Origin of the sequence: Halocynthiibacter namhaensis, assembly GCF_000812685.1 — a bacterium.
Taxonomy (GTDB): Bacteria; Pseudomonadota; Alphaproteobacteria; order Rhodobacterales; family Rhodobacteraceae; genus Halocynthiibacter; species Halocynthiibacter namhaensis.
In genome coordinates this window covers 123,109-138,054 of the sequence record NZ_JWIF01000063.1, presented here as the reverse complement: position 1 = coordinate 138,054, position 14,946 = coordinate 123,109, and the positions used below count along the sequence as shown (strand labels likewise).

16 protein-coding genes are annotated in these 14,946 nt (G+C 54.4%); 5 read left to right on the top strand and 11 right to left on the bottom strand.

What is annotated here, in order from left to right; all coding sequences use genetic code 11:
• The first annotated feature begins 87 nt into the window (after positions 1–87).
• Entirely contained in the window at positions 88–1,053 is a 966-nt protein-coding gene (locus RJ38_RS13580; protein WP_039019410.1) for an acetyl-CoA carboxylase carboxyltransferase subunit alpha, read from the top strand.
• 83 nt (positions 1,054–1,136) lie between these two features.
• Here RJ38_RS13580 and RJ38_RS13575 read toward each other — a convergent pair whose 3' ends face one another.
• From RJ38_RS13575 to RJ38_RS13550, 6 genes are read right to left on the bottom strand one after another with little or no spacing between them, the layout of a single operon-like run.
• Positions 1,137–1,673 (bottom strand): hypothetical protein, encoded by a 537-nt coding sequence (locus tag RJ38_RS13575; RefSeq protein ID WP_039019409.1) that lies wholly within the window; start codon positions 1,671–1,673, stop codon positions 1,137–1,139.
• 44 nt (positions 1,674–1,717) lie between these two features.
• Positions 1,718–2,371 carry a histidine phosphatase family protein gene (locus RJ38_RS13570; RefSeq protein WP_039019408.1) on the bottom strand — a complete coding sequence of 218 codons (654 nt, stop codon included), beginning with the start codon at positions 2,369–2,371 and terminating at the stop codon, positions 1,718–1,720.
• Positions 2,365–2,970 carry a pyridoxamine 5'-phosphate oxidase family protein gene (locus tag RJ38_RS13565; protein ID WP_039019407.1) on the bottom strand — a complete coding sequence of 202 codons (606 nt, stop codon included), beginning with the start codon at positions 2,968–2,970 and terminating at the stop codon, positions 2,365–2,367. Before RJ38_RS13565 ends, RJ38_RS13570 begins: the two co-directional genes overlap by 7 nt.
• On the bottom strand, positions 2,967–3,704 hold the full coding sequence (locus RJ38_RS13560) for a lysophospholipid acyltransferase family protein (RefSeq protein ID WP_039019406.1): 738 nt from the start codon (positions 3,702–3,704) through the stop codon (positions 2,967–2,969). Before RJ38_RS13560 ends, RJ38_RS13565 begins: the two co-directional genes overlap by 4 nt.
• Complete coding sequence (locus RJ38_RS13555; RefSeq protein WP_156121875.1) at positions 3,705–4,589, bottom strand: cell division protein FtsX; 885 nt, start codon at positions 4,587–4,589, stop codon at positions 3,705–3,707.
• Positions 4,590–4,624: 35 nt separating this feature from the next.
• Entirely contained in the window at positions 4,625–5,302 is a 678-nt protein-coding gene (locus tag RJ38_RS13550) for a cell division ATP-binding protein FtsE (protein ID WP_039019404.1), read from the bottom strand.
• A gap of 206 nt (positions 5,303–5,508) precedes the next feature.
• Between RJ38_RS13550 and RJ38_RS13545 the strand changes: the two genes are divergently transcribed.
• Positions 5,509–6,294, top strand: a complete 786-nt coding sequence (locus RJ38_RS13545) for a zinc-ribbon domain-containing protein (RefSeq protein WP_052245397.1) — start codon at positions 5,509–5,511, stop codon at positions 6,292–6,294.
• A gap of 29 nt (positions 6,295–6,323) precedes the next feature.
• Here RJ38_RS13545 and RJ38_RS13540 read toward each other — a convergent pair whose 3' ends face one another.
• The 4 genes from RJ38_RS13540 to argH form a co-directional block, all read right to left on the bottom strand.
• Positions 6,324–8,906 carry a DUF4175 domain-containing protein gene (locus tag RJ38_RS13540; protein ID WP_039019403.1) on the bottom strand — a complete coding sequence of 861 codons (2,583 nt, stop codon included), beginning with the start codon at positions 8,904–8,906 and terminating at the stop codon, positions 6,324–6,326.
• A 46-nt stretch (positions 8,907–8,952) separates the two neighbouring features.
• On the bottom strand, positions 8,953–10,218 hold the full coding sequence (gene lysA, locus RJ38_RS13535; protein WP_039019402.1) for a diaminopimelate decarboxylase: 1,266 nt from the start codon (positions 10,216–10,218) through the stop codon (positions 8,953–8,955).
• Positions 10,219–10,825: 607 nt separating this feature from the next.
• Positions 10,826–11,002, bottom strand: a complete 177-nt coding sequence (locus tag RJ38_RS19115) for a hypothetical protein (RefSeq protein ID WP_202903891.1) — start codon at positions 11,000–11,002, stop codon at positions 10,826–10,828.
• Positions 10,999–12,387 carry an argininosuccinate lyase gene (gene argH, locus RJ38_RS13525; RefSeq protein WP_039019400.1) on the bottom strand — a complete coding sequence of 463 codons (1,389 nt, stop codon included), beginning with the start codon at positions 12,385–12,387 and terminating at the stop codon, positions 10,999–11,001. The genes RJ38_RS19115 and argH overlap by 4 nt, the downstream gene beginning before the upstream one ends.
• Positions 12,388–12,438: 51 nt before the next feature.
• On the opposite strand from argH, the gene RJ38_RS13520 reads away from it, so the two are divergent.
• On the top strand, positions 12,439–13,038 hold the full coding sequence (locus RJ38_RS13520; protein WP_039019399.1) for a TlpA disulfide reductase family protein: 600 nt from the start codon (positions 12,439–12,441) through the stop codon (positions 13,036–13,038).
• Between the two features lie 3 nt (positions 13,039–13,041).
• Here the strand turns inward: RJ38_RS13520 and RJ38_RS13515 are convergent, their stop codons facing one another.
• Complete coding sequence (locus RJ38_RS13515) at positions 13,042–13,485, bottom strand: hypothetical protein (RefSeq protein ID WP_039019398.1); 444 nt, start codon at positions 13,483–13,485, stop codon at positions 13,042–13,044.
• 107 nt (positions 13,486–13,592) lie between these two features.
• Here RJ38_RS13515 and RJ38_RS18215 point away from each other — a divergent pair, with 107 nt between their 5' ends.
• Together RJ38_RS18215 and RJ38_RS13505 are read left to right on the top strand one after the other, a co-directional pair.
• Complete coding sequence (locus RJ38_RS18215) at positions 13,593–14,003, top strand: hypothetical protein (protein ID WP_156121869.1); 411 nt, start codon at positions 13,593–13,595, stop codon at positions 14,001–14,003.
• Positions 13,996–14,937 carry a sterol desaturase family protein gene (locus RJ38_RS13505; RefSeq protein WP_039019397.1) on the top strand — a complete coding sequence of 314 codons (942 nt, stop codon included), beginning with the start codon at positions 13,996–13,998 and terminating at the stop codon, positions 14,935–14,937. The genes RJ38_RS18215 and RJ38_RS13505 overlap by 8 nt, the downstream gene beginning before the upstream one ends.
• The last annotated feature ends 9 nt before the right edge of the window (positions 14,938–14,946 follow it).

Here is a 14,946-nt window from a genome sequence, read left to right as displayed (position 1 = left end):
GTTGCAAATTCATGAATGTGACGTCATATAGGGAAATGAAACCGCGCATTAGCCGCGAAAATGAACGACGTAGATACAGGAACATCCATGGCCAACTATCTTGAATTCGAAAAACCTCTGGCTGAGATCGAAGCCAAAGCCAACGAATTGCGCGCAATGGCGCGGGCCAGCGAAGAGGAAATGGATGTCGAAACCGAAGCTGCGGCTTTGGATCAAAAAGCATCTGACATGTTGAAAACACTGTACAGCGAGCTGACACCATGGCGCAAATGCCAGGTCGCCCGTCACCCAGATCGCCCACATTGCATTGACTATATCGATGCGCTGTTCACGGAATTCACCCTGCTGGCAGGCGACCGCAACTTTGCGGATGACCACGCGGTTGTTGGTGGCTTGGCCCGTTTTGACGGACAGCCTGTGATGATCATTGGTCATGAAAAAGGCAATGACACGAAGTCTCGCATTGAACGCAACTTCGGTATGGCCCGTCCCGAAGGCTATCGCAAAGCCATCCGCCTGATGGAAATGGCTGAGAAATTCGGCATCCCGGTGATCGCGCTTGTGGACACCCAGGGCGCCTATCCTGGCAAAGGTGCGGAAGAACGCGGCCAATCCGAAGCCATCGCGCGCTCCACCGAAAAATGCCTGCAAATCAAAGTGCCGTTGATCTCTGTGATCATTGGCGAAGGCGGATCCGGTGGCGCTGTGGCCTTTGCGACGGGCGACAAGATCCTGATGTTGGAACATTCCGTGTATTCCGTGATCTCGCCCGAAGGCTGCGCATCCATCCTGTGGAAAGACGCCGGCAAAATGCGCGACGCGGCTGAGGCCCTGCGCCTGACCGCCCAAGACCTTGAGAAATTGGGCGTGGCTGACGTCGTCATCCCTGAACCCCTTGGTGGCGCGCAACGTGATCGCACCGGCACCATGGAATCTGTGGGCCGCGCAATCGCGGAACAGCTCAAAGCGCTCGGCAAAAAGAAGCCCGCCACTTTGGTCAAAGACCGCCGCAAGAAATACCTGGAACTGGGCGACAAAGGCCTCGCTGCCTGATCTATCTGACAGCTCTGAAACAAAAAACACCTGGCCACTGACCGGGTGTTTTTGTTTAGATGGTTTTGAATACGCCATTCTATCTAAATAGAAAGCCCCATGATCTCGACAACGCCCCACGTCAAACATGCCTTCGGATCTGTATCTTCATGCTTGCAAAACGTGATGTCATCAATTTGATCCCGCTCGACTTCAGGAAGCTCCACCATGAAGTCCGCTTCACCCAAGGGTTCTATCCAAATCGGTGTATCAACGAAAACCTCTTGTTCATCGCCTTCGGCATCGTAAATTGAAACTGAAAGCCGCAACCAAGTTGTCACATGGTCAGACTGTTTATTGCGCAGCGTACCACCCCAACTAACGATACTTCCTTCCACACGAGGTCCCGCACGACCCGTTGCGTAATCACTGTGGAATAGAGGTTTTTGAAATCTCCCTGCGCAACCTGTTCTGATCGCATCTTGCGAAAGCAGATCATTATCTGAATAATTTACACAAGCGCTCATCCCTACAAGAGTACCTTGCCTCATCATTTCATTTATAAAACGTTGCAATGGCGTGAAGCCGGTCAGAGCAAGCCCCAAGAGACACAACAAGCCTCCAATTACATAATTTTTCATTTAAATATCCTGTAAAAAATCTGCACTTCTTCAAACATCCCCCCTCAGCCATAAGTCCTCGCATGTTCCCTGCCCGGGATATCAAGATGGGGGACAGCGCCGTATTGGGCGAGATGGAGGGTGTCGTTTACCCAGATGAAACGGTGAACGGATGTGTTCATCACTTTCAAAAACACCTTGGATTTCATCGTCATATCAAGGCCCAAGGCCTCGGCCGTTAGGGTGGCGATGACGCCGGTTGAGCTGACCAAAACCGGGCGGGTGTTTTGCGCGGCGGCGTCGCGCACGGCCCCAAGGCAACGGGTGCGAAAATCATCATAAGTTTCCAAATGTTCGCACATGCCGCCCGCCTGCCAGCGGGTCAGAAGCTGCGGCACATGGGCCACGAAACTGGCGAGATCATCAGGGATTTCAACGCCAGTTTGCTGTTTCATGCTTTCGGCAAGACCAAAGTAATTCAACTCATTCAGGCGCGGATCGATCTGCATTTCAAGATTCGGCAAAGCTAGGTTTTTCGCCGTTTCCTGCTGGCGACGCATGCCACCTGCAATCAGGCGGTCGAAAGGTTTTTGCCCGCGTAGAACCTCGCCCAGCCAACGCGCCTGCTGGTGCCCCAGATCAGAGAGTTTGTCATATGATTTCTCGTCGCGTGCGCCTGTGTTGGCCTGACCATGACGAATGATTGTTACTTCTACCACATTGAATTCCTTGCACGTTCCGGCCATTCAGCGTCATAAATTGCGCCATCAAACCCACCATCGGTGATCTCTTTCAACATATCGCCAACACTGGGCAAGCCGTCGGATTGATCGCCCGTCGTCCACAATCCCGCCCGCATCACCGCGCGGGCACATTGGGAATAGACCTCAGAGATTGTGATGACGATCACGGTTTTAGGGTGGCGTGTTTTTTGCTCAAATTGCTCGCAAATCGACGCATCAGCGGTCAGCTTTGCCGTGCCATTCACCCGCATTACCGTGTTTGACCCGGCCACCATAAACATCAGGGAAATATGGCCGTTTTCGACAATATTGCGAAGCGTATCAAGGCGTTGGTTCCCACGCCAATCCGGCATCAACAGGGTTTTATCGTCTTGGATTGTCACGACCGGATCCACATCCCCACGTGGTGAACCATCGGTTCCGCCTGCGCCCATGGTGGATAAAACACAAAAGCGACTGCGTTCAATCCAGGCGCGGTAAGCCGGGGTTAAAGCAGGTGTCACCTTGATCAAGGATGCTTCGCCTGGGGTGCCGTAAAGCGCCTCAAGTGCTGCGATATCCTTAATGAAATTCATGTTTCGAACTCAGTAAACCCGGCTTCGCGCATCAGGCGATCCGAATGGGTTTCAATGGCGTCTTCCATCGCCGCCATCATTTCTTCCTGGGGTTTTCCTGGCGCAATTGGGTCAAGAAATTCCAAAACGCCAACGCCGGGATAACGCATAATGCCGTGACGCTTCCAAAAGACGCCCACATTGGTTGCCACGGGAACAACCGCCTGTTCCGTTTGATCATAAAGCACGTAAGTGCCAACTTTATAAGATTTTTTCGCCCCCGCGGCGACACGCGTGCCTTGTGGGAAGATGATCAACTGACCTTCCTCTTGTTGGCCAGATTTCACATCACTCACCATCTTTTTAATGGCCGCACCACGTTTGCCACGCTTCACCGGAATGGAATTGCTGAAGCGCGCATAAAGCGAGATCACCGGGACATAGCGCAATTCATCTTTAAAAATAAATTTGATCCGCGGCAGAGCAGATGAAAGCAACAAAATATCAAGGAAGCTTTGGTGCTTTGAAGCGACAATCACCGCCCCAGAAGGCACAGTCCCGCGAATTTCGGTTTTCAAACCAACCATCCAAGACGCAGTCCAGCGCACCCAATTGCAATAGAATCGGATCACACCAAAGGCACGGCTAGGCTTCAGGTAAACAAACGGTGCCATGCCAAAGCCAACGATGGGCAGCATGATATACATTTGAATGATGAAAAGCAGGGATCTAACCCACTGGATAGCATGCCACATTTAGGTGAGCTCCTTTAGTGCGCGGAAGGCTGCCGTACGTGTCGCGGCAAAGGCCACAGCGCCCGCAAGCAACGGAATGATCAAGGGCCACAGCCATTGTGATGCTACAAAGCCAAGCCCTGTTAAAAAGTTATTTTGCGCAACCTCGCCGGGATCAGGCATCAACAAGATCGCCACGCATCCCGCCAAAGTGCCCATCGCCGATCCAGCCAAAGCGCGCAGAGTGAAACGCCGCACAAAAGCGCGCGCGATATAGCTGTCATGGGCACCAACCAAACGCAGCACCGAGATGACCTGCTGGTTGGCCGCAAGCGCGGATCCGGCGGCCAGTGTCACGATCACCGCAGTTGTCGCCGCAATTAGGACCAACACAAGCAGACCCAGACTACGCAACCGATTTGCCGCAGCGACCAAAGGTGCGCGCCAACGACTGTGATCATCCAAGATCGCCCCTGGCACTTCGCCTGCAAGACGCAAGCGCAGCCCATCGCGATCATACCCTGGGTCGCTTTCGACAATTTCGATCAGGCGCGGAACCGGTAAGCTTTCGAGATCCAGTTCCGAACCGAACCAAGGTGTCAGCAATGCGTTTTGTTCTTCATCGGTCAACGCGAGCGCCTCGGAAATGCCGGGGGTCGTGCGCAGGACGTTCAATGCGGCTTCCGTTTGCGCGTCAACCTGGCCGACAGGGGCCGCAATTCGTACAGTTGCAGTGCGCGCCAATTCATCTGCCCAACGATCCGCGACCCGCCCAGTGGCAAGCGATAAAGCCAAGGCGAACACCGCCAGAAATGCCATCGCACCAGATGCAAAAACCGTTAACCACGCCGTATGTCCCGTCGCGGGCACAACGCCTGCATTATCACCTTGGAAGGTTTCAAGCATCGTATCGACAAAGCCCGGCTGAGAAGATTTAGGTGTCATAGATCTGCCCCTGCCAATTGCACGCGCCGGTTTGCGATGCGCAAAACCCGGATATTCACCTGGGATTTTGCCATGCGGATCAATGCCAAATCATGGGTCGCGACAAGGATGGTTTTCCCCATTTTGTTCAGCTCGATCAGCAATTGCAGTAACCGTTGCGACATTTCAGAATCAACATTCCCCGTCGGTTCATCTGCCAACACAACATCAGGCGCCATGATGACAGCACGCGCAAGTGCGGCCCGTTGACGTTCACCACCAGATAATTCTTGGGGCAGCGCGTTCTCTTGATGGTCAAGGCCCACCCATTTCAACAACTCGCGCAGGTTGCCCTTCTCAGCCTCAACATCTTTTCCAGAGACCGACAAAGGCAAAGCGATGTTTTGCATCAGGGGCAAGTGATCCAAAAAACGGCAATCTTGATGAACGATACCAATACGGCGGCGCGCTTCAGCGATGTCATCACGGGTCATATTGCGCACGTCATTGCCAAAGACACGCGCTTGGCCTGCCGTGGCCGTAAGTTCCATGTAGCACAATTTCATCAACGTCGATTTACCCGCCCCAGAAGGCCCGGTTAAAAAATGAAATGAACCTGGTGCAAGCTTCAGGGAAACCTCTGACAGCAATTCTCCACCGCCATAGTTGTAAGCCGCGTTTTGAAGCTCAATCACGCGTGATCTCTGGCGTTTGACATTTTTCCATTGTTTCCTTGGTTATTTGGTGACAGTTTTGCCTCATGGGGCGAAATGTTTCAATCGGTTCAGCATACAATAGCTTTAAAAATTACACCTCGCTTGTTAATAACGTTCGATCGATCGTGGTATCTTTGGGTATCCGTCGAAAATAAGACATGAAATACTATCAAAGGCAGGGACACATGAGACTTATTTGCCCGAATTGTGACGCAAATTACGAAGTCGATGCGAAGGTTATTCCTGACAATGGCCGAGATGTGCAGTGCTCGGCCTGCAATGAAACTTGGTTCCAAGCCAAGGACGCGCCCGCAGTTGGCGCAAATGCGCCGACGGATGTCCCCCAAGACACTGTTGCTGATGCTGCCCCTGCGCCCGACGTGGAAACTAAGGTTGCCCCTGCCAGTGATGCGCCTCAGCGCCGTCCCTTGGATGAATCAGTTGTTGATATCTTGCGCGAGGAAGCCAGTCGGGAAGAACGCGCACGTGCAAACGAATCCGCGCCTGCTGCCGTAGCGCCCGAAAGCACGCCAGAGCCAGAAGATATCTTGGACGAAGTCCTTGCACAGGATGGGTTGACCAACGATCCAGCTGATGCGGCCTTCACGGACACGGCAGGCATCCCTGCTGACAGCAACCGCGCGGATTTATTGCCCGACATTGATGTGATCAACTCGACATTGCGCGCTGCGTCCGAAGAATCAGACGGCACAACAGAAACAGAAGCCACAACCGAAGCGCCACGCAAAAGCGGCTTTCGCACAGGTTTCTTGATGATGATCATTCTGCTGGTCGTTGCGGTCCTTGTTTATACATCCGCAGCCACCATCATTGATTTCTGGCCCGGCGGAGAGTCCTATGTAAATGCATATGTGGCATGGGTTGATGGGCTACGTGTCTGGCTGGATGGGATGATGGGCAAAGCCGCAGAGGGCCTTAGCAGTCTGACCGAACCCGCTGCGTCGGAATAATCCAGAACGCATGCCATCATGATCTCGCCTTAAAAGCGGTCCAAGAGACGTTCCAGATAATCACGTTCCAGATCGGGGCGTGTGGGGTCTGATGATCGTTCGCGCAGCTGCTGCAACAGTTCATATGCGCGGCGATACAGATCCTCACCCTGCAGCAAATCATCACCGGTCCCCGCCACACCGGAACGTGGGTTTTGGGTGCGCCCCAATGGATCTTGGCGTGTCATCTGTGAATCGGCGTCGTTTTCGCCTTCTTCACCGGATTGCCCCTGGTTTTCAGCGATCGCCTCGCCCAATTGACGCATGCCTTCGCGCATCTGTTCCATCGCATCGGCTTGGTCTTCCAACGCGCCCGCCAGACCCCCTTCGCGCAGCTTTTCCTCTGCCCGGGTCATGGCATCCCCTGCCTGATCAAGCGCCTGACGTGCCGCATCACCTTCTTCTGTTCCAGCCCCAGGCAGGTTGCCCTGCTGGCGTTCCAGTTCATTGCGCAACGCTTGTTGCCGGCTCGCTAGGTTTTGTTCGCGGCTGGTCTCGCCTTGACCTTGGCCACCATCAGTTCGGCCTTCAGATTGGTCATCACCTTGGGCCGCACCTGAATCTTCACTGTGCTGCTGTCCGCGGCCTTGTGATCCATCGCGGCCCTCATTTTCGCCGCTTTGCCCCGCTTGCGCGTTGGGGTTGAACTGTTCTTGCAGATCGCGAAACGCTTGGTCAGACAGTCCCTGCTGTTCTTCGATGCTTTCGCCCAGCTCATCCATCGCCTGTTCACCCGGGCTTTGACCCTCGCCACCGCCCCCTTTGGTGACACGCATGTTTTCCATCATCTGGGAAAGCTCATTCAACAATTCCTGGGCTTCAGCCATGCGCCCTTGTTCCATCAGCTCCTGAATGCGGTCCATCATTTCCTGAATGTCAGCCTGGCTAAGCTGCTGTGTCTCGCCGGATTGGGGCTCATCCGTGCTGTCTTCGGGGTTTTGGGCCAACTGGCGCAGGTAATCTTGCGTGGCATCGCGCAATGCATTCATCAACTGTTGGATTTCCTGATCCGTTGCCCCATCACGCATCGCCTGTGTCAAACGTTCTTGCGCTTGGCGCATACGTTCCAACGCGTCAGACAGAGACCCGTCTTCAATCAACAATGCGATATCCCAAAGGGCGGCGGCCAGTTCTGTTTGCGCCTCAGCTGTCAGCGGTTCGGCCTCAAGGCGCCGCAAAACCGTGCGCAACATCAGATAGGACGAGCTGTCATCAAACAATCCATCCGGGCGATGTGTGACGGCCCGGATCACCTGGGCCGTTTGCTGTGCATTTGCACGCGCCCACAGAATATCACGCCGCATTTCGATCACCGCGCGCGCCAATGGATCAAAGAAACGACGCCCAGGCAAAGGCAAGCGTTCCGGCATGGATGTTCCGATTTGGCCCTGCGCATCCGTCACACTTAGAACCATTTGAACAGGCAACCCCGACCAAGCATGTTCCGACAGGTTTTCAATCAGGGTTTCGGTGAATTCCGCACGATCACCTGAGACAGGTATCGGCAGATCCAAGATCAAAGGCGCGCGCGGGTCAGGCGCCATTTCCAAGCCGAAACGACGCGACAGAAGGGCTTCGTCCAATGTGAATTCGACCTGACCGGCGATGATACCATAGTCATCTTTGATATCGAAATCTTGCGACATCAGGCCAGAGGCTTCTATCTCGAGGTCACCGGACAACATAACAGCAGGCACCCGATCGGGCAGCACCGCGATCACCCAGCGCGCATCTTCAGCGCCCTCAATCTCAAGCAGGCCACTGCGCGTCACATTCAATTCCGGCGACATATCAATCGTGGTGCCGTCAGGCGTCTCAGGCACCGTCGTATCAAGTGTATGTTTCAGCGCAAGCGTGCCCGGTTCGCCATAAAATCGCAAACTGATACGGCTGCCCACTGGCGTCGAAATATTCTGCCCGATCAGGTCGTTAAGATACAAAACAGGCAGCCCCGTATAGGCCGGAGGTTCAATCCAGCCCTCCCATTGCGGGCCGATCCCTCCTTGGCCCGCCTCACGGCCCGACAAACCCGATGTGACGGTTGCGACCTGTGTGATTGACCCGAACATGCCCGCCACCAGCAGGGCCAATAAACCGGTATATCGAAGCGCATAAGGATCCCGGCGGGCAAGTTTTAGATCAGGTACAGGTGCGCGGGCTTTCGCTGCTTGGGTCTGCATCCGCGCCAAATGGGCCTGCCAGATCGCACGTGACGCAGGATCATCCCCGCCCATGCCTTGCTGATCGGCCAATGTTGCCAGAGGCTGCCCCGCCAAGGTTTTGTCCAAGCGCGCACGTGCATCCAGGCGGCGTGGGATAGATATGCGCCATAGACCAAAGCCCAGCGCCATCAGCGACAAAATCCCCGCACAGACAGCGCAAATGCGCAGAAGGTCATCGGATATTTCCAGGGAGAGACCCGAAATTATCACAGCAAAAACAAGGGCCAACACCACCCACAGCGGCCAGAACGCTTGGCAGAGGGCCTCAGCGATCAACCCGAGATGCGTCAGGAAAATCTGACGTTTCAGCCGGGGTGTTTCCCATTGATTATCGCTGCGATGACGTGTCACGCCGGGCCCTTTCTGGTGGTCCGGCGGTCTTGCATGCCTGCCGGAATTATAGCCACTCGGGGATGGTATCGCGATTCAACATCTCTTCATAGGTCGGACGTGCGCGGATGACCGCAAATTGATCGCCACTGACCAGAACCTCGGGGATCAGGGGGCGCGAATTATATTCAGACGCCATCACCGCGCCATATGCCCCGGCAGACCGAAACGCCACCAAATCGCCCGCGTCCATCGCAACCAAATCACGCCCTTTGGCAAATGTATCACCGCTTTCGCAGATCGGACCCACGATGTCATAACGGTCAGGTTCGATGCCGGGTGCGGCTTCGATCACGGGGATAATGTCGTGGTGGGCTTCGTACATGGCCGGGCGCACAAGATCGTTCATCGCAGCATCAACAATCAGGAATTTGCGGTCTTCGCCTTCCTTCACATAGATGGTTTCGGACACGAGAATACCCGCGTTGCCTGCGATCAGACGACCTGGCTCGATCTCGATCTCGCAATTCAGATGGCTCAGCGTTTCCTTGACCATCGCACCGTATTCCACGGGCAATGGGGGGCGGTCATTGTTTTGCTCATACGGAATCCCAAGGCCACCGCCGAGGTCAAGGCGGGTGATCTCATGCCCCTGGCTGCGCAGATCTTCGGTCAACTCGGCAACCTTCTGATAGGCGGCTTTATACGGTGCGAGATCGGTCAGTTGCGACCCGATATGCACATCAATACCGATGACTTTCAGGCCGGGGAGTCTAGCAATTTCCGCGTAAACATCACGCGCACGGCTGATCGGGATGCCGAATTTATTCTCAGATTTGCCCGTCGCGATTTTGGCATGGGTTTTCGCGTCAACATCGGGGTTCACCCGCACAGTGACCGGGGCCACAACGCCAAGTTCCAGCGCAACCTTGTTCAGCAGACGCATTTCCGGTTCAGACTCGAGGTTGAACTGACGGATGCCACCTTTCAGGACCAGCTCCATCTCGTCGCGGGTTTTACCGATGCCGGAAAACACGATGCGCTCGCCCGGCACACCGGCGGCTTTCGCACGCATATATTCACCACCAGACACCACATCCATGCCAGCACCGAGATCACCGAGCAGTTTCAAAACAGCGAGGTTGGAACAGGCTTTGACGGCGTAACAGACCAAGTGATCCATGCCCTCAAGTGCCTCGTCAAACAGACGATAATGACGCGCAAGCGTGCGGGCGGAATAGATGTAACACGGCGTGCCGACCGAGCGCGTGATTTCACGCACAGAGACATCCTCGGCATGCAGTTCACCGTCTTTATAGAGAAAATAGTCCATCACGCGCTCCCGTATTCGTTGGAAACGCTGTTAGCCTAGGAAGAATGAAAAAGGAACCCTGAGATATCTTGGCAACCCAACATCAGTGTGGGTAGTTCAAACATTGATATCATTCATTGCCATTGATACACTTTACTCATGACAAACACCGCTACCTCCAAACCTAAAAACTACTTGAAGTTCCTGTCATGGGGAATTTGTTCTGTTGCCCTCTACCTTCTCGCCCAGAGGATTCTTCTAGGCGAGTTACCTGACTTCCTATTTTCAAATTACACTCGTTTTGCACTTGAGAATATGACACTGACTATGTTTTTGCCCCCACTATTCCTGGGTAGTGCCGTTATCGTATTCACATTTCAATCAGATTGCATTGTTAAGATTGGTACCTTCAGGCCTTCCATCTTTTTCCCATGTTTCACAAACGAAGCAAAGATAATTCCAGTTCTATGTTTAATACTGACTTTGTTTGCGATTACCGCAGCAACCTTCTTTTCGCTATTTGTAGAGCTCCGACTGGAAACGATCCAATAAAGTTTGGCTTTCTATGGGCTACATAATTCCAGAGAGGCATTTCTACTTACAACAGGCCAGATCTTAGTCGCGAGCGCTAAACCCCAACGCGCACATTCACGCCGCCAACGCTCGCACCAACAGAACCACCAACGCTCACGCCGCCAGTGCCGACAGATACGCCAACACCTGCGATGGGGCGGATGGGTGCGCCGTCGGCGCCGCAGGCGGTGAGGCCTGCGGTGGTGATAAGGGCTAGGAGAATACGTTTCATTTCAATACCTCTTTCCAATCCGCAATACGGGCGCGCACTTGGTCGGGGGCGGTGCCGCCATAAGATTGGCGCGAGTTTACTGAATTATGCACGCCAAGCACGTCAAAAACGCCCTGGGTGATGCCTGCGGACACGTTTTGCATATCTTCCAGCGTCAAATCTGGCAGATCACAGCCCTTGCTTTCAGCCAGCGCGACCAACGTGCCAGTGACGTGGTGGGCATCGCGGAATGGCATGTTGAGTTCACGCACCAGCCAATCAGCAAGATCGGTCGCGGTCGAGAAACCAGACCCGGCGGCGGCCTCTAGCACGGGGATGTTGGCGGTGAGGTCAGAGACCATGCCCTCCATCGCGGCCAGTGACAACATCAGGCTATCAGACGCGTCAAACACCTGTTCTTTGTCTTCCTGCATGTCCTTGGAATAGGTCAGCGGAAGGCCCTTCATCACCGTGAACAAGGACACAGTCGCCCCCAGAATACGCCCGATTTTCGCGCGGATCAGTTCCGCCGCATCCGGGTTTTTCTTTTGTGGCATGATGCTTGAGCCGGTTGAGAACCGATCAGACAGCACAACAAAACGGAATTGCGCAGAGGACCAGATCACCAGTTCTTCGGCGAAGCGCGACAAATGCATAGCACAAATGGAGCTGGCGGACAGGAATTCCAGTGCGAAATCACGATCGGCTGTGGAATCAAGTGAGTTGGCAGTCGGACGGTCAAAGCCCAACGCCTGCGCCGTCATGTGGCGATCAATCGGGAAAGATGTGCCAGCAAGCGCGGCACCACCCAACGGGCTTTCGTTCATCCGCACGCGGGCGTCCTTAAAGCGGGACAGATCACGGCCAAGCATCTCAACATAGGCCATCATATGGTGGCCCCAAGTTACGGGTTGCGCGGTTTGCAGGTGGGTAAACCCAGGCATAACCCAATCCGCGCCCGCTTCGGCTTGCACAAGGAAGGCGCGCATCAGGGCTTCGATACCTTCAATCGCGGCATCCATCTGGTCACGCACCCAAAGTTTGAAGTCCGTCGCAACTTGGTCATTGCGCGACCGTGCTGTATGCAGACGTCCCGCAGGTTCACCGATCAGATCTTTCAGGCGGCTTTCGACATTCATGTGAATATCTTCAAGGGCTGTGGAAAATTCAAAGGTTCCGCTCTCAATTTCTGACAAAACCGTGAGCAGACCTTCACGAATGGCATCCGCATCGCTATCTGTGATAATGCCTGTCGCGGCAAGCATCGCAGCATGGGCACGGGAGCCTTCAATATCTTGACGCGCCATCCGTTTATCGAAACCAATAGAGGCATTGATGGCTTCCATGATCGCATCCGGACCCGCGGCAAACCGACCGCCCCACATGGTGTTTGATTTATCTGCCATTGTCTTGCCTCTCAACTGCCGCACTCGTCTGGCCATTCGCCCGGAGCACACATGAATTTCCTAAAGTCCCTCGTCGTTTACACCGCAGTCGCTTTCACTGCAACGTCAGCTATGGCGCAAGATATCACGCATACGCCCCCATCCATTGAAGAGTTGCGCGAAATGCGGGAAGGCAGCCTGCGCAAATTGATCCTGCACCCCGAACCGCGTCGCGAATCTGCGGCGGTGTTTGTGGATCAACAGGGTGGCGAACATACGCTTGCGGATTATCAGGGCAAATATGTGCTGCTGAATTTTTGGGCCACTTGGTGTACGCCGTGTCGGGTTGAAATGCCGTCGCTGGATCGCTTGCAAGCGCGTCTGGGTGGGGATCAATTTGAGGTCGTTCCCGTGGCAACATCCCACAACCCGGCAGCCGCAATTGATCGGTTCTGGGACCAGGCTGAGATCAAGAACCTACCCGTTTTACTGGACCCAGATCGCCTGCTTGCCGCTGATTTCGGCGCACTGTCCCTGCCTCTAACGATTGTGCTGAACCCTGAAGGCCAAGAAATCGCCCGTCTGATTGGTGACGCAGAATGGGACAGCAACAGCGCGATTGCAATTCTGTCAGCGATGAGCGGTGCAGAGCATCAAGGCGCGGCTGAGTAACGTTTAACCATGCAGCGTATATATGGTATTGAAGCGAAGCATCGCGGCTTCTGCAAGCTTGAAAAAGTCAGCGTTGCTTGACAAAGTGACCCTGCGGGCTTCTTCCGGGCCACCCTGAATATCCGACAGAAACATCAGCTTCCGGGATGGCGAAACATCCCATAGCCTCCCCAACATTAGATTTATGTCTCGCAGTGCGTCGCTATGAAATCCAAAATATCCATCACGGGCTTCATTCCATGAAACTTCACCCCCACACGACCAAACCGTCGTCCCTTTGTGTCGTGTACCTAGGTGCACAATCACGCCAGCCAACGCATCCAAATCGTCCTGAAACAACGCTCGATCTGATTTCAAATGCGTATCGCCCCTTGCAACAAAGACCGTTAGATCCGACAGATCAGGCACGTTCGTTGCACCAAGAGATATAACTTCAAGCGTTGGCATGTCTCGTACTTAACAGATCATCATAGGAGCAGCTATCCCTCTTGACGCCACGGCCCCGTTGACAGGATGCCGCTTCCTTGGCCCCAATGGCAGGCAGGGAGAGACGAATGCCATTACATATACTTGCACCCATGGTTGTGGTCGGGTTGATCATTGCTTGGGGGGCGATGCGGTTTGCGGGCTGCTCGCAGGATTTGCGGTTCACCACGGTTGAGGACGCGCGCCTGCATTGGTTGCGTCACAGGCCCGGTGCGAAACCGCGTGATATCATTGTGGCCGCTGATGGGCGTGCGGCGCTGGTGGAGGTGGGCAGCGGGCTTTGGCTTTTGCGCAGTTTTGGCATTGATAGCGTGATCCACCATCTGGGTGCGGCCCAAGTCATCACCGTAAAACAGGGTCTAACATTGACGTTTCCAGAGTATGACGACCCAAAAGCGCGGCTCACCCTGACCCCGAAAGAATGTACGATTTGGCAGGCCCGCATCAACGCCCACCAGCAGGAGACCCGCAATGACTGATATGTTAATCTACCCAAAAGTCACCGATTACGCGGTGCCGTTTTTCATCCTGTTGATCCTTGTTGAAATCGCCTGGATCACCTTCAAAAAACGTGGTGGACGGTATGAAACACGCGACGCCATGACCTCACTTTTCATGGGGGTTGGGTCTGTTGTGTCTGGCATTCTGCTGGGCTTCATCGCCTGGAATTGCTTTACCTTCCTTTGGTGGCTGACACCGATCAATCTTGGCGCATCTGTGCTGGTGGTGGTGATTTGTTTCGTGCTGGATGATCTGCGCTATTACTGGGTGCATCGCTTTGGCCATCGCGTGCGCTGGGTATGGGCCTCACATGTGAACCATCACTCAAGCCAGCATTACAATCTGACCACCGCTCTGCGCCAGACCTGGACTGGCACGTTCACCTTGATGATGGTGGTGCGTGCCCCCTTAATCTTGCTGGGATTTCATCCGGCGATGGTGCTGTTTGTGGGTGGTGTGAACCTGATTTATCAATTCTGGATCCACACCGAAGCCATCGACAAAATGCCCCGCTGGTTTGAGGCAGTGATGAACACCCCAAGCCACCACCGCGTGCACCACGGGCGCAATCCGCGTTATCTGGATGCCAATTACGCCGGTGTGTTTATCATCTGGGATAAGATGTTTGGCACCTTTGTGCCCGAGGTACAGGACGAAAAAGTCGACTACGGGCTGATCCACAATATCGGCACGTTCAACCCCATCCGCGTGGCCTTTCATGAATGGGTCGCGATCTGGCGCGATTGGCGGCAACCGGGATTGACCTGGAAAGACCGCTGGAATTACGCCGTGAAACCTCCAGGCTGGCGTCATGACGGCAAGGGCGGGTCGACCGAATTATTGAAACGCCGCCATGTGGCACGAAACCCCGAAACCGCAGGCACGCCCGGCTTTGAGGATTATAAGGCATAGACGACAGCG